The following is a 19646-nucleotide window of genomic DNA, read 5'->3' on the forward strand; positions in this document are numbered from 1 at the left end:
GAATATTTGCGGCGGGCTCTCGCTTCCACTTCTGCGTTCTGCCCGTGGCATCGTTTGGGCACGTGAAGTCAAAACCGCTTATCCGTGCTGCGGGTTGCCCGAATCTCAACAGGCCTTAAATCAAGATGTTTTTAGGTCGGGTCGACCTAAAAACATGAACGTGATCGATTCCAAAAAGTTGGACGGGATGCGGGCGGAAAACCGCACACACTTTTCCTCATCCCGCTCTAGGAGGAACCCTCCTTCTTCGTCGCCAGCATGTCGGCGATCTCCATCGGGAACGGGAAGATTATCGTCGAGTTCTTTTCGCCGGCGATGACATTCAAGGTGCTGAGATAGCGTAATTGCATCGCCTGCGGTTTCCGGGCGAGAATTTCGGCCGCTTCCAGCAGTTTCGCCGCGGCCTGCTGCTCGCCCTCGGCATTGATGACCTTGGCGCGCCTTTCGCGTTCGGCCTCGGCCTGGCGCGCGATCGCCCGGATCATCGATTCGTTGATGTCGACATGCTTGATCTCGACGGTAGCGACCTTGATGCCCCATGCATCGGTCTGCACGTCGAGGATCTTCTGAATGTCCTCGTTCAGACGGTCGCGCTCCGCCAGCATCTCGTCCAGATCGTGCTTGCCAAGTACTGATCTCAGCGTCGTCTGGGCGAGCTGGCTCGTCGCGGCCATGAAATCCTCGACCTGGATCGTCGATTTCTCCGCGTCGATGACCCGGAAATAGATCACTGCACTGACCCGAACCGAAACATTGTCGCGCGAGATCACGTCCTGGCTGGGCACGTCGAGAACACGGGTCCTGAGATCGACGCGCACCATCTGCTGCACATAGGGAAGGAGCAGGATCAGCCCCGGCCCCTTGACGCCGGTGAAACGGCCGAGCGTGAAGATCACGCCGCGTTCATATTCCCTGAGGATCCTGATCGCGTAGGCGACGACGATCAGCAGGAACAGGAGCGCGGCGGCAAAGGGCGCAAGATTTCCAAGCCAGGTCATGAGCGGTCTCCATCTCCTCCGGGCGCAGCGTTGCGCGCCACCTTGAGCGTGAGGCCCTCACGGCCGACGACCATCACGTCCTCTCCCGGGCCAAGAGATTCACTGCTGACGGCCCTCCACCGCTCGCCATGCGCGATCACGTAGCCGTCCGCTCCCGCCCAACTGTCGACCTTGCCGGAAATGCCGATCATCTCTTCCGCGCCGGTGGCGACCTTGTGCCGGCGGGACACAAGGGCGAGACGGGCGACCAGCAGACTGAAAGCCAGGCTGGCTATCGCAATACCGCTCAGTGCAGGCCAGGACACCTGCAGTCCGGGCATATCCGTATCGAAGAGAATGGCAGCGCCCAGCACCAGGGCAACGGTGCCGCCGAGGCCGAGCACGCCGAAAGACGGCGCATGCGCCTCCGCCACCAGCAGCCCCGCCCCGAGGAGGATGAGGCCGACGCCGGCATAGCTCACCGGCAGCACCGCAAGCGCGTAGAGACCGAGCAGGAGGCTTATGCCGCCGATTGTACCCGGCACCACTGTGCCGGGCGCGAGAAACTCGAAGATGAGCCCGTAGATTCCGACCATCATCAGGAGGAGTGCGACGTTCGGATTGGTGATCACCGACAGCAGGCGCGTCCGCCAGTCCGGCGGCAGATCCTCTATGGCGAGCCCGGACGTATCGAGCCGGACATCGGATTGGCCGATGCGGACGGCGCGGCCGTGGGCCTGCTTCAAGAGGTCGTCGACGCTGACGGCGGTGAAGTCGATGACCTGCTCGCGCGCGGCTGCGGCGGAGGAAAGGCTCGCGGCCTCGCGCACGGCCCGCTCCGCCCAGTCGACGTTGCGGTTGCGCAACTCCGCGAGGCCGCGGATATAGGCGACCGCATCGTTGATGAGTTTCGCTTCGCCGGCATTGGCCGGTTTGCGAGGCTCCGGCTTGTCCGGATCGCCAGGCTTTTCCTCGCCTTCCTGCTCGTCATTGCCAAACAATCCTCCGCCGATGGCGATCGGCGTCGCGGCGCCCAGATTCGTCCCCGGCGCCATGGCCGCAATGTGGCTGGCATAAAGGATATAGGTGCCGGCGCTTGCCGCCCGCGCTCCGCTGGGAGAGACGAAACTCGCGACCGGCACGGGAGAATCGAGGATGGCGCGTATGATGTCGCGCATCGACGTATCCAGTCCGCCGGGCGTGTCCATCTGCAGGACCACCAGCGCGGCGCCGCGATCCCTGGCCTGCTGAAGGCCGCGCGTCACATATTCTGCCGCGGCGGGGCTTATGGCGCCGTTGACGTGCAGGACGAGCGCCGTGCGCTCGGCTCCGGGCACCGGCGTGACAGGAAATGCGAAGGCCGACAGGAGACTGAACAACAGGATGAGGATGCGGGCCATTCGCCGTCGATACCTCACGGCTTCTCGTCTGCGGGCGCAGGCGGATAGCTGCAAACCACCTCGCCCGCTCCACCTTTCGTCGAAAATCAACGCATCCCAATATAGTGCAGAATCGCGGAAAGCGTAAGCGATGCCGCAGGCATGCTGCCGCAGAAGTTGCATCGGCGTTGCCGGGACGGGCGTCAGCCGGCCGGTGCCGCGGCCGAGTGCGGACGCGCGCCCCGGTGCACCCGGCGCGCCTGTGCCAGCGCGGCTATCTGCGCCGCCACGAAAATGGCGTGGTCGTTGACCTGCGGCAGGCCCATGAGTTCGCCAAAGGTGCCGCGGGCGAGAGGACCGGCGACGAAGAGGTCGTCCACCTCCCTGCCTTCGCTGTCGAGCGCCCTGCTGGTTTCGCTGCAGGCGAGGCCCAGTCCGACCGTGTCGGGGCGCAGATAGCCTGCGGCTCCGAGCGACTCCAGCCAGGACTGGCTTTGCAGGATCGACCGGTGCGCCGGGCCGGTGGTGATCACCACGGCGTCGAATTCCCCTTCTTCCGTTCCGGCGGCCCGCCGCCTCCGGAAAGTAACCGCGACATTCTTGCCGACGCGCGCAATATGAGCGATCGAACCGGCGAGGACGCGTATATCGCCGTCCCTCAGCCCCGCGCTCACGACCGCATCGATTTGCGGAGCCACACGAAAACGGTGCACATCCCAGAAAGGCCGCACGTGACGGACAAGCCGCCGCCGCTCGGTCATGGGCAGATTGCGCCAGATCTCACAGCCTTGTGCTCTGAGGGCATCGAGGACCGCATGCCATGTAAAGCCTTCCGCTTCCGCATCGAGGATCGTCCGGCGCACCTGGGAGAGCAACTTCGCTGCCGATCTCCAAGGCCGCGAGACGAAGTCGCCATAGGGGTCCTGCGCCCGGTCGGCATGTCCACGCGAACGCAGACCCCTGCGGGAAAAGGCGGTGATCGGCCCTTTGTGCCCGCGCCTGCGCAGAGTGGCGATCACGTCGGCGGAAGTCAGTCCCGTGCCGATGATCAGCACGCGGTCACCGGACCGGATCCTGTCGAGCGCATCCGGCTCGGTCGAATCCGGTACGTACCGTGGGTGCCCGGCGAGGACAGCGCCGATGCCCGCGGGCGCCTCCGGGGCCGGGTGCGTCGTCGCCACCACCAGCACGTCGGCGCGCCCTAGCGTCCCGCCCGCCCCGCGAACTGCCCAGGCCGCTCCCTGACGCTCGACGGCGATCACCCTCTCCCGATGGTGTGCGATGCGCCCGTGTTCCAGGAACGGCGCGATCGTCTCGGCGACATAGCGACCGAAGAGCTGCCGGGCGGGATAGAGATGGCCGTCGCGGGCAAGCGCCTCGGGATCGTCGCGCGGTTCGCCCCGAAGCTCGAGCCAGCGCATGAAATGTTCGGGATTGTCCGGATCGATGCTCATGCGCGCGGCCGGGACATTGACGCGATGCGCGGGCTCCGCGGTATCGTATGCAAGGCCGCATCCCAGCCGCTCCCGCGGCTCGAAGACGGCAATCTGCCAGCCATCCATGGCGCGATCCCGCGCCAGGTGCGTCGCGACCACGGCACCGGTGAAGCCGCCGCCGATGATTGCGACGGTCGGGCGCGTGCTGTAATGGTCGACGGCATCCATCATATCGAAGACCTGCTGCGCAGCGACGACCGTGCCGTCGTTGAGTCAACCGTGTGAATTTGCCTGGCCGCTACTGCCCACAGCGGTCCGGGTGATCGGCATTCGTCGACCACCAATCCGGCCGCCGAGGTAGCGTCTATCCGGCTTTCAGCGCCAGTCGCTTGCCTGTCGCGATAAGCCTTGCTGCCGCATAGGTCTGGGTGACGATCTCAGGTACGAGGTCGATGTCGGGCAGGCTCCCCAATCCGAGCGGACCGATCGCGAAGAGGTTCGGCGTGCGTGCACACGGGCTCAAGACTTCTCCCGTCGGACTGACCGCTATGCCGAGCTCGAGTTCATCGGGTTCGGCAAGCCCGCCCGCAAAAAGACTCCGGAGCAACGGCGTACCAAGGTCCGGGGCGGAACAGCGGCATTCGATCACCTGATCGGCCCTGAGCAGTTCCTCGGCATGCTGGCCCGCCCAGCGCACCATGATGCCTTCCGGCAGTCGCCGCCCCGCCCGCCCGCGGCGAAGCACGGTCCGCCCCTCGGCAAGTTCCTGCTGCAGCCGCGCGTGGACAGCCGCCGGGAGGCGGTTTCTGTGGCTGTCGTAGATGGCCCGCAGGTGACGGTTGAACTGCCGCTTTTCCTGCGCCGAGAGCGATTGCCAGAGCGAGCGCGCCCGCCGGCGCAGGCCGTTCATGGCAGACTGCCAGCTTTGCCCCTTCGCTTCGGCTTCGGCGCAGGCCTGACGCACGAACCGAACGATCCGGCGCAGGCCCTGCGGCATCGGATCGACGGGGAAACTCGGGGCTGCTGCGAGCTGCGTATGCGCCTGCGGCAGGAAGCCGTGGCGTGAAACGAGCGTGACTTTTCCCGCATAACCGTTATCGCGCATCTGGAAAAGCTGGTCGACCACGCGAATGCCGCTGCCGAGCAGGACCGCGTGGCGCGGGTCGACGAGGCGGCGCGTCCGCATAAGCGGTCGCTCCTCGTCAGAAACCTCGAGGTCGCGTGGATGCACGCCGAATCCCGTTGCAAGAATGACGATGTCGCATGCGTCATGTCCGCCGTCGCGCACAAGGCTGAAGCGACCACTTGCGAGTTTCCGCAAGCCTGTGACCTGCTCGTGGGAGAACCTCACGGTGATGTCGGAACGTCGGGCAAGCGCCTCGGAAAAGCGCTGATGCACGTAGTCGCTGAAGATGCCTTTCGGCACGAAAATCTGCCGAAAGCCCGGGATTGCCGCCGGAACGGCTGTTCGGAACTCATCATTGGCGCAAAGCCAGTCGTTGAAATCGTCGGGCTGGCCGGCCGCGACCGAGAGGTCGCGCACCCGGCTGTTGAGAATCTCGCAGCGCTGCGCCGCGGAAAAGGCCTGGCCGCCGCTGATCGATGGATGCGGGTCGTACATGGTGAGGTGGAAAGATCCCCGCATCGACTTCATCAGCGCGATCGCCATCATGATGCCGGAAAATCCACGGCCGACGATCGCAATCTCCGGCTTCGAGGACGAGGCGGCCGCCGCTGACCTGTCGGCAAACAATCCAAGAACGGTCATGTGAGCTCCTTTCGCGAGCTGGCTGTCGCTCCGTGATCTGGGCAACTCTTAAGCAGGACTTCGAGACACACAAAAGCTCTGGTGAATTTCACGGGGTCGTATACCGCTCGCCCGTCGGGATTTTCCGGATCGACGCGCCAGCCAAAGAACGCCTTGCGCCGCCTCCTTCCCGCTTCAAGCGAAATAATTCTCCGGCCGAATACCGCCTAGCGCGCGCAATGGCCGCTGCAGGACTTCCAGTTCTTGCATGTTGTACCCTCAAATCGACTCCGACGTAAGAAACATGCGGCAACGTTTCGGCCTATGGTGGTCATCCTTTTCGGAGTAATCTATAATTTTTATATTCTATTGCAAAGTTGGCCAACGGCAAGCTATTTTGTCGAGGGGACGGCAACGGCACGCCGTCGACACGCATACCCCGCTGTTTTGCAAGGGAATTTTCTTTCTCCAAAGCAATCACCCCTACCGAGCGCCCACCTGCGCGACCGCTTCCGGGAGGGGCTGGAAGAAAATAGCGTCTGCTCCATACTAGAGGGCGGCGGCAATGCTCCACGGAGGGACAAGGATGGGGAACATCTCGCAATTCGCCGGAAAGACCAAGCCGACGCCGCACCGCATCGAGAGCGAGGAAGAGGCCCTGGCGATTGCAAGGGAGTTGGCGCTCCGGTTCTCCGATCGCGCCAGCGAGCGCGACCTGGAGCGCGTCCTTCCTCACGACGAACTCGACCAGTTGGCCCAATCGGGACTGCTGGCTATCAGCATTCCATCGGAATACGAGGGCATCGATGTATCCAACGTCGTGCTTGCCGAGATAACGGCGATCCTGTCGGAGGCCGACAGCTCCATTGGTCAGATCCCGCAAGGCCACTTTTACGTTCTCGAGGCGCTGCGTCAGCATGCCACCGAAGAGCAGAAACAGTTCTTCTTCGGTCGCGCCATGGCAGGCGACCGCTTCGGCAGCGCACTTTCGGAAAGCGGCGACAAGATCATCGGCGACGACAAAACCCAGATTACCGGGAATGGCGCCGGCTACCGCATCAACGGCCGGAAGCAATATTGTACGGGCGTTCTCTTCGCCGACTGGCTCGCGATCTCCGCCCTCGACGCCGCCGACCGCATGACCATTTCGTTCGTTCCGCGCGCAGCGGAAGGCGTCCGCATCATCGACGACTGGGACAGTTTCGGACAGCGCGTCACCGGCAGCGGCACCGCGGTTCTTGAGAACGTTCATGTGGATCTCGGTTCTGTCGTGCCGCATCACCGCGGCTTCGAGCGACCGAATACGGTCCGTTCCGTCGGCCAGATCATCCATGCCGGCGTCGATCTCGGAATCGCGCGGGCGGCCTTCCGGGAGACCCTCGATCTCGTCCGAGACGCGGCAGCGGCCAAGGGCAGCGGCATGGAGCGGGCATCGGAGGATGCTTTGACGACCGCCAGGGTCGGCGAAGTCGCAATACGCCTCGAGGCGGCCACCGCGCTCATCGAGCATGCCGGTCGCAAGGTCGATACCGCTCAGGTCGATCCGACCGAGGAACACGCGGTCGAAGCCAGCCTCTCGGTTACCGCCGCCAAGGTCCTTGCCGCCGAGGCCGCACTGGAGGCAGCCAATGCGCTTTTCGATCTCGCCGGCTCCGCCTCTGCCAAAGTCGCGCTCAATCTCGACCGCTATTGGCGCAACGCCCGCGCCCACGCACTGCAGGACCCGGTGCGCTGGAAACATCACCTCGTCGGCAACTACCACCTCAAGGGCGTAAAGCCGCGCAGCGGGCTGCTGTGAGGACGAACGTTCGCGTTGAGGACTTCAAGGTGTGGACGTTAACCAATGTCTGCCGCGGGGGGACCGCATCCTCCGCCCTCGTCCCTGTGCTGTCATTGGGGTGAGAGCAGCGCCGCGTCTGCGGTGCGGAAGAGTGTTTTTTCAGCCCAAGGACTTGGGCGGGCTGGATACCTGTGACAGGCACAGGCATGAGGCGTTGGGGAGGAGTGGCGTTACACCGATGTAGCGGGTATGCAAGCCCGGCTTATAAGAGGTATCGAAGGGGCCGCGCTCAGCCCGCTTCGCTGAGAAGCGGGGCTACGGCGGCCTCTCTCTCGCTTGCTGCAAATTGCGCGAGCGTCATGTTGTCGAGGATGTCGGCCACGGCATCGCGCACGACGATCATCGAACGGCGCACGTGACAGGTTTCCGGGTCCGAACAGTCGTCGCAGACTTCATAGGCCGTGCGGCTCGCACAGCGGATCGGCGCCAGCGGCCCGTCGAGCGTCCGGATCACCTGACCGACGCGGATCTCGGATGCGGGCCGCGCCAGCGCGTAGCCGCCGCCCGGGCCTTTCTTCGAGCGAAGAAAGCCGGCATTCCTGAGTTCGAGCATGATCGTGTCGAGAAACTTCTTCGGCAAGTTGTTGCGAAGGGCGATTTCCGTGATGAAAGCCGTTTCGCCCGGCTGAAGCTGGGCAAGATCGACCATCGCCTTCAAACCGTACTTTCCTTTTTTTGTCAGCATGAGAACATCGCTTTCGAGAAGGATCGCGGCAAACGAGAAAAGCACGCGATCCTTATCGCGACCGCGACCCAGACACATCGATCCCGATCATGCGGATCGTCCAATTCTCGAGAGCCAAGTGCCGTTTCCCAGCCTGCCGAGCCAATCTGCCACGGCTCGCTTACTTCGGCATCCTAGGATTCAGTTATAGATCAAGCCTAAAGTGGCGGCAAGGAAATCAATTCACCTGCTACATAGATTTAGTCTAATCAGCGCCGCATATCGCATCAAAAAACGCCGCAGTGCGAAACGAATTGTGAGTTCTTCTGCTGCCGCCGGGCTCTCAGCGCCTTTTGCGCGCCTTCGACTCGAAGGGATTCTCCGACGCTCGGAAATGCACGCGGATCGGCACGCCCGGCAGGTCGAAGTCGTTTCGCAATCCGTTGATGAGGTATCGGGTGTAGGACTCCGGCACCGCCTCGGGGCGTGTGCAGGAAATCATGAAACCCGGTGGCCGCGCCTTGACCTGCGTCATGTATTTGAGCTTGAGGCGGCGGCCCGAGACGGCCGGCGGGGGATGCTGCACCTGCTGCGATTCCAGCCACCGGTTGAGGCGCGCCGTGGAAATGCGCCGGTTCCAGACCTTGTCCGTTTCGATGATGGCCTGCATGAGCCGGTCGAGGCCATAACCGGTGTGCCCGGAAATCGGCACTGCACGGATGCCGCGCGCCTGCGGCAACAGCCGCTCGGTCTTTTCGCGCAAGTCTACAAGCAGTGCCTGCCAGTTCTCGACGAGATCCCATTTGTTGAAGGCAAGCACGGCTGCACGCCCCTCGCGCAGCACCAGATCGACGATCTGCAGGTCTTGCTTCTCGAAAGGGACCGTGGCGTCGAAGACGATGACGACGGTCTCGGCGAAGCGGATCGCCCGCAACGCATCCGCAACCGAGAGCTTTTCGAGCTTCTCCTGAACCTTCGCCTTGCGGCGCATGCCGGCCGTATCGAACATCTTTATCGTGCGGCCGCGCCAGTCCCATTCGACGGAGATGGAGTCGCGGGTAATGCCCGCCTCCGGCCCCGTCAGCAGCCGGTCTTCGCCAAGGAACCGGTTGATCAGGGTCGACTTTCCGGCATTCGGCCGGCCGACGATCGCCACCCGGAGCGGCTTGGTTTCGTCATAGGCGGGCTCGACCTCTTCGTCCTCGGTACCTTCACCCGCAGCGGGGCGGATATCCACATTCGTCTCGGCAACGTCTTCCGCCGGCGGGAACGCCCTCTCCTCGCCGAGTGCGGCGACGATCGCGTCACGCAGATCGAGCATGCCCTGGCCGTGTTCGGCCGAGATCGGGCAGGGTTCGCCGAGCCCGAGCGTGAAGGCGTCGTAAAAGCCGCCTTCGGAGCCGCGGGCCTCGGACTTGTTGGCGACGACGACGACGGGCTTGCCCCGGCGGCGCAGCATTTCGGCGAGCGTTTGATCTGCCGGCGTCAGGCCGGCCTTGGCATCGACGACGAAGAGCGAGAGATCCGCCTCGTCGATGGCCGCCTCGGTCTGTGCCCACATCCGCCCTTGCAGGCTGTCGGGTGACGATTCCTCGAGACCGGCCGTATCGATTATGCGGAACTTGAGGTCGACCAGCTTCGCGTCACCCGGACGCCGGTCGCGGGTAACCCCCGGCGTATCGTCGACGAGCGCCAGCTTCTTGCCAACCAGGCGGTTGAACAAGGTGGACTTGCCGACATTGGGGCGCCCGATAATGGCGACGGTGAAGCTCATCTTGACATCCGTGCTAAAGCGCCTCGAGTTCAGTGGAATTCACGCGACGCGCTTTAAGTTTCTGTTTTTGTGCATGCCGCTATCCCAAAACCGCTAGGCACTTCGGGCGACATGGCTTCTAGCGTCAGGCCTTGCCCGTCGACGCGATCACATCCAGCAGCATCTGCGCCCGATTCATGATGCCGCGCGGGCTTTGCGCATCGTCGACGATCTGCTGGAACCAGCTCTTCGCCTTGGCATAGTCGCCGGCCTTGTAGGCCGAAAGGCCGAGCGCCTCGCGCGCCGAATGACGCATGGCATTCTGCGGAACGGCCAGTTGCTCGACCTCGGATGACACCTGCTCGTAGGTTCCCGCATCGATAAGCAGATAAGCCGCCCGCAGCCGAGCCGCATCGCGGAGTGCGGCCGGAATACGCGTATCCCTGCCGATCCCGGAGAACGCCGCGACTGCCGAGTCCGTTTCACCCTTTTGCGCCTGCAGCGTCGCGACGCGCAGCTGCGCCAGAACCGGATAGGATCCGTATCCGTCCTTCTCGAGCTCCGTCAGGGCGGCGAGCGCCTCGTCCGACTTGTTCTCCCGGGCAAGGTTGAGCGCCGCGAGGAAGGTGTCGCCCGATTGCGACGAGGAGGCCTCCTGCCAGTAATCGTATCCGACCTTGCCGACGGTGCCGAGCACGATCAGAACGGCAATCCCGATGATGATGCCGCCGAAGCGCGTCCAGACGGCCTTCATCTGGTCCGAACGAAGTTCGTCGTTGACCTCGCGGATAAAGCTGTCGTCCTGGTTTACCATGTCCCGTCCCGGCCACCCGGCCCTGATCTGAAGAAGTTGGCGCGTTCTACCCGATTTTACGCCTGATGTAAGGGGGAGATCGACATTTAGAGGACGACCGGCTGAACGCCTATCAGAAGCTCATGCAGCTTCCAGACGAAGAGCACAAAGGCGACGAGGCCGATAACGACCGCCAGGACGTCGTTGCGCGCCGATTTGAACACGGGAAGCACCTTCTCGCCCGCGCGCTCGCGCCGTTTCAGCGAGATGCGCAGGATCACCGCCCAGGCGAGAAAGGAACCGAAGAGCAGGACCGAGGACGTCTCGCCATTCGCAAGGAGGTGCGCCAGCGCCCATATCTTGATCGAGAGGACCTGCGGATGCTTCAGCGCGACGGCGATGCGGCCCGCCGGCAGGAAGCCGGCGGCAAGCACGATGAAGGCGACGAGCATCAGCAGAAGGGCGATATGGCGCAGGAATATCGGCGGATCGTAGAGCATGCCCGTTTCGCCACGCGCCTGACCGAAGCCGTAGATGATCAGACAGAGGCCGACGAGGCTGACGATCGTATAGAGCCCCATCCATGTGCCCTTGCCACGGCTGTCGATGATGCCGGCACGAAAGCCGGGCGCAACCACGCGGACGAGGTGCATGCCGAGAAATATGATGATGCCGAGAACGAGTATGGCCATGGGTCACCGCTTGTTCGAGATGTCGGACCGCTACAGCGCCGCGCTTTGCCGGTCCACCTAAACTACGCACTACCTTCGATAGCGCCTATTTTCCAGCCCAATCAAAGGATTGCCGCAATTTGCGGACAACTGCGACGAAACCAAACGTCACAGTTGAAACATGATTCGTATTTCTCTGGCTTTATCACTCGCTCTTTTTCCCGCTCTCGCCCTCGCCGATCCGCCGCCGGCACCCCCGTCGCCGAGCAGCAAACAGCTCGTCGTCATCTCCTTCGACGGCGCGCACGACAACGCGCTTTGGGAGAAAAGCCTTGCCATGGCAAGGCGAACGGGCGCGCATTTCACCTATTTCCTCTCCTGCACCTTCCTGATGACGAAGGCCGACGGGAAGCAGACCTACCGGGCGCCCGGACAGAAGCAGGGTCGTTCGAATGTCGGCTTCGCACAAAGCCGCGAAGAGATCGCGGTCCGCGTCGGCCACATCTGGCAGGCGCATCGCGAAGGTCACGACCTCGGCAGCCACGCCTGCGGCCATTTCGACGGCAAAGGCTGGAGCAAGGCCGATTGGGAGCGGGAGTTTTCCGCCTTCCGCGTGGCGCTCGCCGAAGCCTGGAAGAAAGCCGGCAAGCCGGAGGCCGAGCCGGAAGGCTGGGCCGATTTCGCGAAGAACGGCATCAAAGGCTTTCGCGCACCCTACCTGTCACTCAGCGACGGCCTGGTGCCTGCACTCGAGGCGTTCGGTTTCAGCTATGATGCTAGCCTCGTGACCAAAGGGCCCGGCTGGCCCAGCTTCGCCGGCGGTCTGCCGCGCTTCGGCCTGCCGCTCATTCCCGAAGGTCCTTCCCACCGGCCGGTTATCGGCATGGACTACAATCTCTTCGTCCGCCATTCGATGGGAGTCGAGAACAAACGCGACAGCGCCCGCTTCGAGGAGCGGACGCTTGCGGCGTTCCGCAATGCCTTCCGGAAGGAATATGAAGGCGAGCGGATCCCTCTTCAGCTCGGCTTCCACTTCGTCGAGATGAACGGCGGCGCCTATTGGCGGGCGCTCGATCGCTTTCTCTCGGAAACCTGCAGCAAGCCGGAGGTCGCCTGCGTCAGCTATGCCGACGCGTTGCCGATTATCGAGGCTGCGAGAAGGAAGGCGGATCGCTCCGCCTTCTGATGCCCGCCGCTACAGAGCGAGCTCTTCCTTACCGCCAGCGTCGATGAACTGCCGGTCGATTTCCGGCAGCGGCTCGTCGACCAATACCGACTCGAAGGCTTTAAGGCGTTTGTAGATCGACAGGAGCTCGACGATCGTCGTCCAGGAACCGACCAGGTATTGGAATGACTCCCGAACCTGCCCAAAAACGTTCAATACCTGATTCATGACGCCGAGCGTGAGTTTTCCCGCCACAATCGCCGGTATCAGCACGAGAGTGCCGAATATGTTGTCGGCCTGCAGGTAGAAAATGCGCGCGATATTGAAGTACATGTAATGGAAGTAGAGGCGGAAATAGTTGCGCCTGACATTGTCGAAAAGCTGCGCGAGCGTTATCGGATCGGCGCGGTCCTCATGATCCTCGCCATAGACGAGTTCCTTTCGGTATGCCGCTTCGACGCGCTGATTGCGAAATTCGAGGCCCGGAAGCTTGATACCTACCACGGCGAGGAAGACCGTTCCGAACAGCGACCAGGAGATGGCGGCCCAGACGAGCGCATGCGGTATTTCGCCGACGACCGGCAGCACGTTTACCTGCTCGGAAAACTTGAAGAGAACCGGGAGAAAGGCGATCAACGTCATAACTGAGCTCACCAGGCCGACGCCCAGCCTTTCCATCGTGCTGGAAAATCGCATCGTGTCTTCCTGTACACGCTGCGATGCGCCTTCGACTTGCCGCAGCCTCGGCCAATGCGAGACATAGTATTCGTTCATCGCGGTACGCCAGCGAAAGATGTAGTGGCTGACGAAGAAGAGGTTCAGCACGCCCACGGTCACAGCCAGAAAGGCAATGCCCGAGACGCCGATCATTCCAATGTAGAGTTGTTCGGCCGTGATCGGTGCCGTTCGCGCGAGCGCCTGCTGGATCATATCATAGAACGGGCCGTACCAGGCATTGAAGGCGACGCTGACCTGAACCGAAAAGTAGGTGTTGAAGATGATCAGCGCCGTGCCGAGGACCGACCAATACTGCCACCGATGCGGGCTGTAGGCGAACCAGAACGCGGCGAATAATCCTACGACCACCGCATAATAGATGTAGAACCAGAGAAAGGGTGCCGACCAGAAAACGGACACCCCGATGATAGGCTCCTGACCGGGCGGTAGCGGCGGCAAGCCGAGATAGGCGCCGATATCCCGTCCGCCGCCATACCATACGAGAACGGCAAGTAGGCTCCAGACGGCGGATGATATGAAAAACAGCTTCGGCTTGGGGAAAAAGGATTGGAACAAGGGACGGCACTCTCGTTTCGGGGAGGTCAAGGACTTGCCTCCTGATGCGCCGAAACTAGGGCAATTCACATTCCGCAACAATTACGGAATGCGAATGTTACTGTTATTTCATGCGGCTGCCGACGCTGCCTGCCCGGCTTAGTGAGAACCCGTCATCGTGCCAAAGCTTCATTTATCCTGCGCAATTCGGCGAGAACGACGATCCCGCAGATCATGAGAACGACGGCCGCGACCAAGGTCGGCAAAGCGTAGCTGCCGGTCCGCTCCGCGAGCCAGCCGGCGACCAGCGGCCCAAGGATCTGGCCGATCCCGAAGGCGGCGGTCATGAAGGCGAGTGCCCGGCGGGGGCTTTCGGGGGCGAGTTGCCGGCCGATCTGCAGGCCATAGGCCGTGACCATCATGAAGGTGGCGCCCAGCATCAGCCCGCCGACGAGCGGCGCATAAGGCGAGGGCAAGGAGACCGTCAGCACGAGGCCGACCGCCTCGACCAGCAGGCCGATCGCATAGACGCCGGCCAGCTCGAAGCGCGGCACGGCGAAGCGCCAGAGATAGACCGACAGGGCGGCGCTGACTCCGGTGATCAGCCAGGCAAGGAACTCGACGCTGTGGCCGCCGCTTGCGTCGCGCGCCATGGCGACGAGGAAGGTGGCGGTGATCACGTAGCCGAAGCCGAAAAACCCATAGGTGAGCGTCATCGCCATGAGCGGCCGCGAACGGACGAGCGGCACCTCCGGTCGGCCGCCATTGGCGGCATGACGGCTCGCCGGCAGCAGCGCGGCGACCAGGACAGTGCCAGCCAGCGCAACCAGCGCGCCCACAGACCAGTCGGCCTGCGACATCGAAAGGCCCGCGACACCTGCGAGCGGCGCAACCCAGACGGCGATAGAGGAAAGCGCGATGCCGAAACCGACGCCGCCGAAATGCACCGACGGCACGTGCTCGGACCTGGCGGCGAGCCCCTGCCCCAGCACTATCCCCGAGATGAAGATCATCGCAAAGGCGCTCGCCAGACCCGCAAGAAAGCGGATGATGGAATAGGCGAGCACCGAGGATGTAAGTCCCATGGCGGCCAGCAGCAGGGTCGTCGCGACGAGTGCCGCGAGACCGACCCCGCGTTCGCGGCCGTGGGCCCAGCCATAGCCGGCAAGCACCGCGCCTGCGAGATATCCGATGAAATTCGCCGAGGCGACCAGACCTGCATCACCAGGCGAAAGGCCGGTGTCGGTCATCATCGCCGGCAGGATGGGCGTATAGGAGAACCGGCCGAAGCCCATGGCCACCGCCATGGCGACCGCACCGGCGATCGCGGTCGCTGCGAGACTTCCGCTCGAACCGCTGCCGGCGGTCTCGAAGCCGCTCGGCTCTGTCGAGTGCCTCGACCCTGGTTCGCTACGGTCCTGCCGTCTCTGGAGAGTGCTCATGCCCTCTTATTGCATCGCAGCAAGAGAGCGGCAAATCATTATAATTGAACGGTTCATTGATGGAATCGAACGATGCGCGCTGAGAAAAGCGGGAGCGGGTGTGATACCCCCCTCTGCCCTGCCGGGCATCTCCCCCTCAAGGGGGAGATCGGCAAGAGGCGATCACCCTGCCTTTAAAATAAGCTTAAACTTGTTGCGAGGCTGACGTTGACGCAGAGCGCTTCCACCATCTGATCTCCCCCTTGCGGGACCCTTGCGGGGGAGATCCCCGGCAGGGCAGAGGGGGTGAGACTTCCGTCGCACACTTCTCCTAAGTCGCCCTAACCCGGCAGCGTCACGACCAGCGGCCCGCTGCGGGTGACGACCACCGTGTGCTCATATTGGACAGTCGGTGCGCGCGGTTCGCTGTAGAGGGTCCAATCGTCGTCGCCGCCTTCGGCCCATTGCGCCCCCATCGACAGGAAGGGTTCGACCGTGAAAACCATGCCCTCGGTCATCCGCCGCCGCTCGGATGGGTCCGGCCAGGTTGCAATTTCGCTCGGTTCCTCGTGCAGCGACCGGCCGATGCCGTGGCTCGCCAGATTGGCGACGAGGGAATAGCGGTTCTTGCGCGCGAACTCGCCGATCGAATTTCCGATCGCGGCAAGCGACTGGCCCGGCTTGACCTGTTTCAGGCCCACCCACATCGCCCGCTTGCCGTCGCGGCAGAGCCGGTCGATCTCGGTCTTGACCGGCGGCACAGGAAAGGACGCCCCGGTATCGGCGAAGAGCCCGCCTTTTTCGGCCGAAACGTCGATATTGACGAGATCGCCCGGCTGGATCACCCGGCGGCCGGGTATGCCGTGGGCGATTTCCTCGTTGACGCTGATGCAGGTCGCGCCGGGAAAATCATAGCAAAGCTCGGGTGCCGAACGGGCGCCGGCCTCCGCCAGCACCTTGCGGCCGATCGCGTCGAGCTCGGCCGTGGTGATGCCGGGTTCCAGCGCCTCGCCCATCGCCTGGAGCGCATTGGCGCAAATGCGGCCGATTTCCTTCAGCCTTTCGAGGTCTTCGTCGTTGTTGAGGGTCATGGATGTCTCGCTTTCGCGGCCACATTTAGCGCTACGACGCCGCATATGCCAGTGGAGACGGAGGCGGCCGGCTTAAGAAGCGCGCTCCTCCGCCAGCATCTCGCGTACCAGAGGCGCGACCTTGGTGCCGTAAAGTTCGATGCCGTGCAGGATCCGGTCATGCGGCATCGGACCGATCGCCATCTGCAGCAGGAAGCGGTCGTTTCCGAAGAGCTTCCGATGCGCAACGATCTTCCTGGCAACCGTTTCCGGATCGCCAAGGAAGAGATTGCCCGTCGGGCTGATCGCCTGATCGAAGTGGGCGCGGTTGGTCGGCCCCCAGCCGCGTTCGCGTCCGATGCGGTTCATCACCTCGGCTTGCGGCCCATAGAATTGGTCTGCAGCTTCTTGCGTAGTATCGGCGATGAAGCCGTGGACGTTGATGCTCGTCTTCAGCTTCGACGGATCCTGCCCCGAGCGGCGCGCAGCTTCGCGGTAGAGCTGGAAGAGCGGCGCAAAGCGTGCCGGTTCGCCGCCGATGATAGCCAGCGCCATCGGCACACCGAGCGCGCCGGCACGCGCAACCGACTGCGGCGTGCCGCCGACCGCGATCCAGAGCGGCAGCGGGTCCTGCAGCGGGCGCGGATAAACGCCGCGATCGTTGATCGGAGATCTCAGCGCACCCGACCAGGTGACCCTTTCACTATCGCGCAGCGCCAAAAGCAGACCCAGCTTTTCGGAGAAAAGCTGGTCGTAATCGTCCAGCGACTGGCCGAAGAGCGGGAATGATTCGATGAAGGAGCCACGTCCCGCCATGATCTCGGCGCGTCCGTTCGACAGGAGGTCGAGGGTAGCGAATTGCTGGAAGACGCGGACCGGATCGTCGGAGCTCAACACCGTCACCGCGCTCGTCAGCCGGATGCGGCTGGTGCGCGCGGCAGCCGCCGCGAGGATCACCGCCGGTGCCGACGCCGCATAGTCCGGCCGGTGATGCTCGCCGAGGCCGAAAACGTCGAGGCCCACCTGATCGGCAAGCTCAATCTCCTCCAGGAGATCGGCGAGACGCCGGCGCCCCTCGGCTCCCTTGTCGGCTGCATTCGGATCGACGTCGGCGAATGTATAGAGTCCGAGTTCCATGGCTGGCTTCCTGCGAGATCTAACGTTGCGCTAGAGATAATCGGCGCAGGATCAGGCCGCAAATGCGCCTTTGGGAAACGCACTGTTTCCAGCCGACGTCCATCGGAGTCAGGCGCTCTTCGGCTTCCCTCGCGAACGAGTGCTTGTGCGTGCTGACGTATTCAGCTCCACCGCGGCACGAATGAGCGCGATGAACGCCTCTTCGTCGATCTCCTCGCCCTCATGAAAATCGATGGCACGCCGCGTATTGCCTTCCAGGCTCGAGTTGAAAAGGCCTGAAGGGTCTTCAAGCGAGGCGCCTTTGGCGAAGGTCGTCTTCACGGCCGCCTTATAGACTTCGCCGGTGCAGATTATCCCAGCGTGTTCCCACACGGGGACCCCTCTCCACTTCACTTCCTCGATCACTTCCGGGTCGGCCTGCCGGATGAGTTTCCGGATCCGGGCGAGCGTCTCGCCGCGCCAATCGTCAAGCGCATCGATTTTCGCATCGATCAGTTTGGAGGGAGACGCTCCTTCTCCGTTCGAACCGCTCGTCCTGTTGTCCATGGCCGTCACTTTCCTGATGGTTGTTGTCGCTCACATACGTTCGCCGGGCAATCGGCTGGCCTGCCTTACCCAGGCGGAGAATTGAGCTTCGTCGAGCTGGCCCTCGTAAATGTCGAGGTAACGTACTTCCGGATATTTGGACTTGCCGGCCGGGACAGGATCGAGCGCAGCGCCGCGGAAGAACGTCACCTTGATGTATTTGGTGAAGCAATGAAAGCTGAGGAACCAGGCATCGTCTTCGACGCCGTAGAAAGGCGAGTTCCACTTGACCGCCTTGTGCACGCCGGGAACGGCCTCCACAATCAGAGCATCTAGGCGGCGCCCGACATCGCTCTTCCAGCCCGGCATGGCCGTGATGTAGGCCTGCACGGGGCCATCGCCATAGCCCTTCGCGATCTGCGGGTTGCCGCCCGAGAGCAGGGTCGGCTGTCCCGAGGCCGGCTTTGCGGCCGCCTTCTTTGCAACATTCTCGCTCTTCACCGGGGTCTTGCTGGCCATCTCTTCACCTCATTGCGCCGCAGGCCTGCCGCTGCGCCACCTCGCGGCATAGGGTAGCACGAACATATAGATGCCGGTGAAAAGCAGCAGGAAGAGCGGGAGCAGCGGGGAATAGACCACCCATGCAGGAGGTTCTTCCAATCCCATGGCGGCGAAATTGGCGATGACGGTTACCGTGAAGACGATGGATAACCACCGGTGGATCTGACGTATCCAGGCGTTCCAATCCATTGAATGATCTCCCATTAACATGAAGCGAGCCAGCCCCGACCGGCCCGGCAGGCGGGTTTCAGCTCAAACCCGCGAGAACGCGCTCCAGATTTTCGAAGAACTGCTGCCATCCGGCCTTGGCGCCGCCATAGGCCTGCCGCTGATCCGGTCGGAATCCGACCTGCTCCATGCGCAACTGGGTTCCCGTGCTTGTCGGGACGAGGGTGAAGGTCACCACGCTCTTCAAGTCGTAAGCCGGATCCTCATGCGCGAAATTCCAGGCGTAGCTCAGTCTTTTGTTCGGCTCGACGACGAGCACCTCGCAGTCCAACACGCCACCCCACTCACCGCGCAGGTTGAAACGGTGCCCGACGACAGGACTGAAGTCGTTCTTCATCAGCCACTCCTCCATCAGGTGTGGTTGGGTGAGCGCGCGCCAGATCTTCTCCGGCGGATGAGCGATCTCCCGCTCGACGACGACGGAACGTGTTTCGTTCATTGGTCCATCCTTTTCAGTAGATCTTCGAGATCGTCGAAGCGGCTCTGCCAGAACCCGGCCATCTCACGCGTCCAGTCGACCAGCGGCGCGAGCGCACCGAGTTGCGCGCTATAATACGTGTGGCGGCCTTCGTGGCGGTCGCGCACCAATCCAGCCTGCTTCAGGACGCCGAGATGCTTGGAGACGACCGGCTGTGAGACACCGGCGCGAGCCGTCAGAGCCCCGACCGTCCTCTCCCCTTCGCGGCACAGCCGCTCGAAGAGAGCCCGCCGAGTCGGATCGGCAAGCGTTCTGAAGAGCATGTCGTGCGCGTCGGACATTTGGGACATATACCCGGTTGACTATGGGTTGATGTATAGCCAATCAGCTATGAATGAGTCAAGGGGAACTCGGGCGACGTGACGGCGCACAAAGGTCGCGGACGGCAGCACGCGCAGAGCGCGGGCTCCATATATTTCCATGGATATGGGTCCGGGCGTGTGTTTTCTTCCCTCATTCCTGCGCTTGTCACAGGAATGAGGATCGTTGGGAAGGCTTCTGCCGCAGCGCTGAAGCGCAACGTGGAAGG

Annotated in this window: 19 protein-coding genes; 2 read left to right on the plus strand and 17 right to left on the minus strand. The window is 62.9% G+C overall.

Annotated elements, in window-relative coordinates; all coding sequences use genetic code 11:
* Positions 1 to 227: 227 nt before the first annotated feature.
* The 4 genes from M1D43_RS22620 to M1D43_RS22635 form a co-directional block, all read right to left on the minus strand.
* Positions 228 to 998: a slipin family protein gene (locus tag M1D43_RS22620; RefSeq protein WP_004434817.1), complete on the minus strand. Its 771-nt coding sequence runs from the start codon at positions 996 to 998 to the stop codon at positions 228 to 230.
* Positions 995 to 2377 carry an NfeD family protein gene (locus tag M1D43_RS22625; protein ID WP_004434811.1) on the minus strand — a complete coding sequence of 461 codons (1383 nt, stop codon included), beginning with the start codon at positions 2375 to 2377 and terminating at the stop codon, positions 995 to 997. Before M1D43_RS22625 ends, M1D43_RS22620 begins: the two co-directional genes overlap by 4 nt.
* A 182-nt stretch (positions 2378 to 2559) precedes the next feature.
* Positions 2560 to 4023, minus strand: a complete 1464-nt coding sequence (locus tag M1D43_RS22630) for an FAD/NAD(P)-binding protein (RefSeq protein ID WP_014527087.1) — start codon at positions 4021 to 4023, stop codon at positions 2560 to 2562.
* Positions 4024 to 4156: 133 nt separating this feature from the next.
* On the minus strand, positions 4157 to 5560 hold the full coding sequence (locus tag M1D43_RS22635) for an FAD/NAD(P)-binding protein (RefSeq protein WP_010975949.1): 1404 nt from the start codon (positions 5558 to 5560) through the stop codon (positions 4157 to 4159).
* Between the two features lie 565 nt (positions 5561 to 6125).
* Here M1D43_RS22635 and M1D43_RS22640 point away from each other — a divergent pair.
* Positions 6126 to 7337 carry an SfnB family sulfur acquisition oxidoreductase gene (locus M1D43_RS22640; RefSeq protein WP_014527086.1) on the plus strand — a complete coding sequence of 404 codons (1212 nt, stop codon included), beginning with the start codon at positions 6126 to 6128 and terminating at the stop codon, positions 7335 to 7337.
* A gap of 271 nt (positions 7338 to 7608) precedes the next feature.
* Here M1D43_RS22640 and M1D43_RS22645 read toward each other — a convergent pair whose 3' ends face one another.
* The 4 genes from M1D43_RS22645 to M1D43_RS22660 form a co-directional block, all read right to left on the minus strand.
* Positions 7609 to 8064: an RrF2 family transcriptional regulator gene (locus M1D43_RS22645; RefSeq protein ID WP_015242948.1), complete on the minus strand. Its 456-nt coding sequence runs from the start codon at positions 8062 to 8064 to the stop codon at positions 7609 to 7611.
* Between the two features lie 322 nt (positions 8065 to 8386).
* Positions 8387 to 9817: a ribosome biogenesis GTPase Der gene (der, locus tag M1D43_RS22650; RefSeq protein ID WP_013850541.1), complete on the minus strand. Its 1431-nt coding sequence runs from the start codon at positions 9815 to 9817 to the stop codon at positions 8387 to 8389.
* 124 nt (positions 9818 to 9941) lie between these two features.
* On the minus strand, positions 9942 to 10610 hold the full coding sequence (locus tag M1D43_RS22655; RefSeq protein WP_014527085.1) for a tetratricopeptide repeat protein: 669 nt from the start codon (positions 10608 to 10610) through the stop codon (positions 9942 to 9944).
* A gap of 86 nt (positions 10611 to 10696) precedes the next feature.
* Positions 10697 to 11281, minus strand: a complete 585-nt coding sequence (locus M1D43_RS22660) for an NnrU family protein (protein ID WP_014527084.1) — start codon at positions 11279 to 11281, stop codon at positions 10697 to 10699.
* A gap of 160 nt (positions 11282 to 11441) precedes the next feature.
* Here M1D43_RS22660 and M1D43_RS22665 point away from each other — a divergent pair, with 160 nt between their 5' ends.
* Positions 11442 to 12446, plus strand: coding sequence for a polysaccharide deacetylase family protein (locus M1D43_RS22665; protein ID WP_017264668.1), 1005 nt, complete (start codon positions 11442 to 11444; stop codon positions 12444 to 12446).
* A 9-nt stretch (positions 12447 to 12455) separates the two neighbouring features.
* Here the strand turns inward: M1D43_RS22665 and bacA are convergent, their stop codons facing one another.
* The 9 genes from bacA to M1D43_RS22710 form a co-directional block, all read right to left on the minus strand.
* Positions 12456 to 13718 carry a bacteroid development protein BacA gene (gene bacA, locus M1D43_RS22670; RefSeq protein WP_033045860.1) on the minus strand — a complete coding sequence of 421 codons (1263 nt, stop codon included), beginning with the start codon at positions 13716 to 13718 and terminating at the stop codon, positions 12456 to 12458.
* Positions 13719 to 13870: 152 nt separating this feature from the next.
* Positions 13871 to 15139, minus strand: coding sequence for an MFS transporter (locus M1D43_RS22675; protein ID WP_014527081.1), 1269 nt, complete (start codon positions 15137 to 15139; stop codon positions 13871 to 13873).
* Positions 15140 to 15459: 320 nt separating this feature from the next.
* Entirely contained in the window at positions 15460 to 16209 is a 750-nt protein-coding gene (gene map / locus M1D43_RS22680; RefSeq protein WP_013850534.1) for a type I methionyl aminopeptidase, read from the minus strand.
* A 72-nt stretch (positions 16210 to 16281) separates the two neighbouring features.
* Positions 16282 to 17325 (minus strand): LLM class flavin-dependent oxidoreductase, encoded by a 1044-nt coding sequence (locus M1D43_RS22685; protein ID WP_014527080.1) that lies wholly within the window; start codon positions 17323 to 17325, stop codon positions 16282 to 16284.
* Between the two features lie 108 nt (positions 17326 to 17433).
* Positions 17434 to 17871, minus strand: coding sequence for a DUF1801 domain-containing protein (locus tag M1D43_RS22690; RefSeq protein WP_014527079.1), 438 nt, complete (start codon positions 17869 to 17871; stop codon positions 17434 to 17436).
* Positions 17872 to 17901: 30 nt separating this feature from the next.
* Complete coding sequence (locus tag M1D43_RS22695; protein ID WP_013850531.1) at positions 17902 to 18369, minus strand: DUF1801 domain-containing protein; 468 nt, start codon at positions 18367 to 18369, stop codon at positions 17902 to 17904.
* 9 nt (positions 18370 to 18378) lie between these two features.
* Complete coding sequence (locus M1D43_RS22700; protein WP_013850530.1) at positions 18379 to 18600, minus strand: hypothetical protein; 222 nt, start codon at positions 18598 to 18600, stop codon at positions 18379 to 18381.
* Positions 18601 to 18658: 58 nt separating this feature from the next.
* The gene (locus tag M1D43_RS22705) at positions 18659 to 19078 is read right to left on the minus strand and encodes an SRPBCC family protein (protein WP_013850529.1); all 420 of its coding nucleotides are present in this window, start codon (positions 19076 to 19078) and stop codon (positions 18659 to 18661) included.
* Positions 19075 to 19398 (minus strand): ArsR/SmtB family transcription factor, encoded by a 324-nt coding sequence (locus tag M1D43_RS22710; protein WP_003528544.1) that lies wholly within the window; start codon positions 19396 to 19398, stop codon positions 19075 to 19077. The genes M1D43_RS22705 and M1D43_RS22710 overlap by 4 nt, the downstream gene beginning before the upstream one ends.
* Positions 19399 to 19646: the final 248 nt, after the last annotated feature.

The organism is Ensifer sp. R1-3 (assembly GCF_056739175.1).

What these genes read in the sequence shown, in the direction of transcription:
- M1D43_RS22620 (WP_004434817.1), bottom strand. Translation starts at nt 998, where the DNA reads ATGACCTGGCTTGGAAATCTTGCGCCCTTTGCCGCCGCGCTCCTGTTC.
- M1D43_RS22625 (WP_004434811.1), bottom strand. Translation starts at nt 2,377, where the DNA reads ATGGCCCGCATCCTCATCCTGTTGTTCAGTCTCCTGTCGGCCTTCGCA.
- M1D43_RS22630 (WP_014527087.1), bottom strand. Translation starts at nt 4,023, where the DNA reads ATGATGGATGCCGTCGACCATTACAGCACGCGCCCGACCGTCGCAATC.
- M1D43_RS22635 (WP_010975949.1), bottom strand. Translation starts at nt 5,560, where the DNA reads ATGACCGTTCTTGGATTGTTTGCCGACAGGTCAGCGGCGGCCGCCTCG.
- M1D43_RS22640 (WP_014527086.1), top strand. Translation starts at nt 6,126, where the DNA reads ATGGGGAACATCTCGCAATTCGCCGGAAAGACCAAGCCGACGCCGCAC.
- M1D43_RS22645 (WP_015242948.1), bottom strand. Translation starts at nt 8,064, where the DNA reads ATGCTGACAAAAAAAGGAAAGTACGGTTTGAAGGCGATGGTCGATCTT.
- der (WP_013850541.1), bottom strand. Translation starts at nt 9,817, where the DNA reads ATGAGCTTCACCGTCGCCATTATCGGGCGCCCCAATGTCGGCAAGTCC.
- M1D43_RS22655 (WP_014527085.1), bottom strand. Translation starts at nt 10,610, where the DNA reads ATGGTAAACCAGGACGACAGCTTTATCCGCGAGGTCAACGACGAACTT.
- M1D43_RS22660 (WP_014527084.1), bottom strand. Translation starts at nt 11,281, where the DNA reads ATGGCCATACTCGTTCTCGGCATCATCATATTTCTCGGCATGCACCTC.
- M1D43_RS22665 (WP_017264668.1), top strand. Translation starts at nt 11,442, where the DNA reads ATGATTCGTATTTCTCTGGCTTTATCACTCGCTCTTTTTCCCGCTCTC.
- M1D43_RS22675 (WP_014527081.1), bottom strand. Translation starts at nt 15,139, where the DNA reads ATGAGCACTCTCCAGAGACGGCAGGACCGTAGCGAACCAGGGTCGAGG.
- map (WP_013850534.1), bottom strand. Translation starts at nt 16,209, where the DNA reads ATGACCCTCAACAACGACGAAGACCTCGAAAGGCTGAAGGAAATCGGC.
- M1D43_RS22685 (WP_014527080.1), bottom strand. Translation starts at nt 17,325, where the DNA reads ATGGAACTCGGACTCTATACATTCGCCGACGTCGATCCGAATGCAGCC.
- M1D43_RS22690 (WP_014527079.1), bottom strand. Translation starts at nt 17,871, where the DNA reads ATGGACAACAGGACGAGCGGTTCGAACGGAGAAGGAGCGTCTCCCTCC.
- M1D43_RS22695 (WP_013850531.1), bottom strand. Translation starts at nt 18,369, where the DNA reads ATGGCCAGCAAGACCCCGGTGAAGAGCGAGAATGTTGCAAAGAAGGCG.
- M1D43_RS22700 (WP_013850530.1), bottom strand. Translation starts at nt 18,600, where the DNA reads ATGGATTGGAACGCCTGGATACGTCAGATCCACCGGTGGTTATCCATC.
- M1D43_RS22705 (WP_013850529.1), bottom strand. Translation starts at nt 19,078, where the DNA reads ATGAACGAAACACGTTCCGTCGTCGTCGAGCGGGAGATCGCTCATCCG.
- M1D43_RS22710 (WP_003528544.1), bottom strand. Translation starts at nt 19,398, where the DNA reads ATGTCCGACGCGCACGACATGCTCTTCAGAACGCTTGCCGATCCGACT.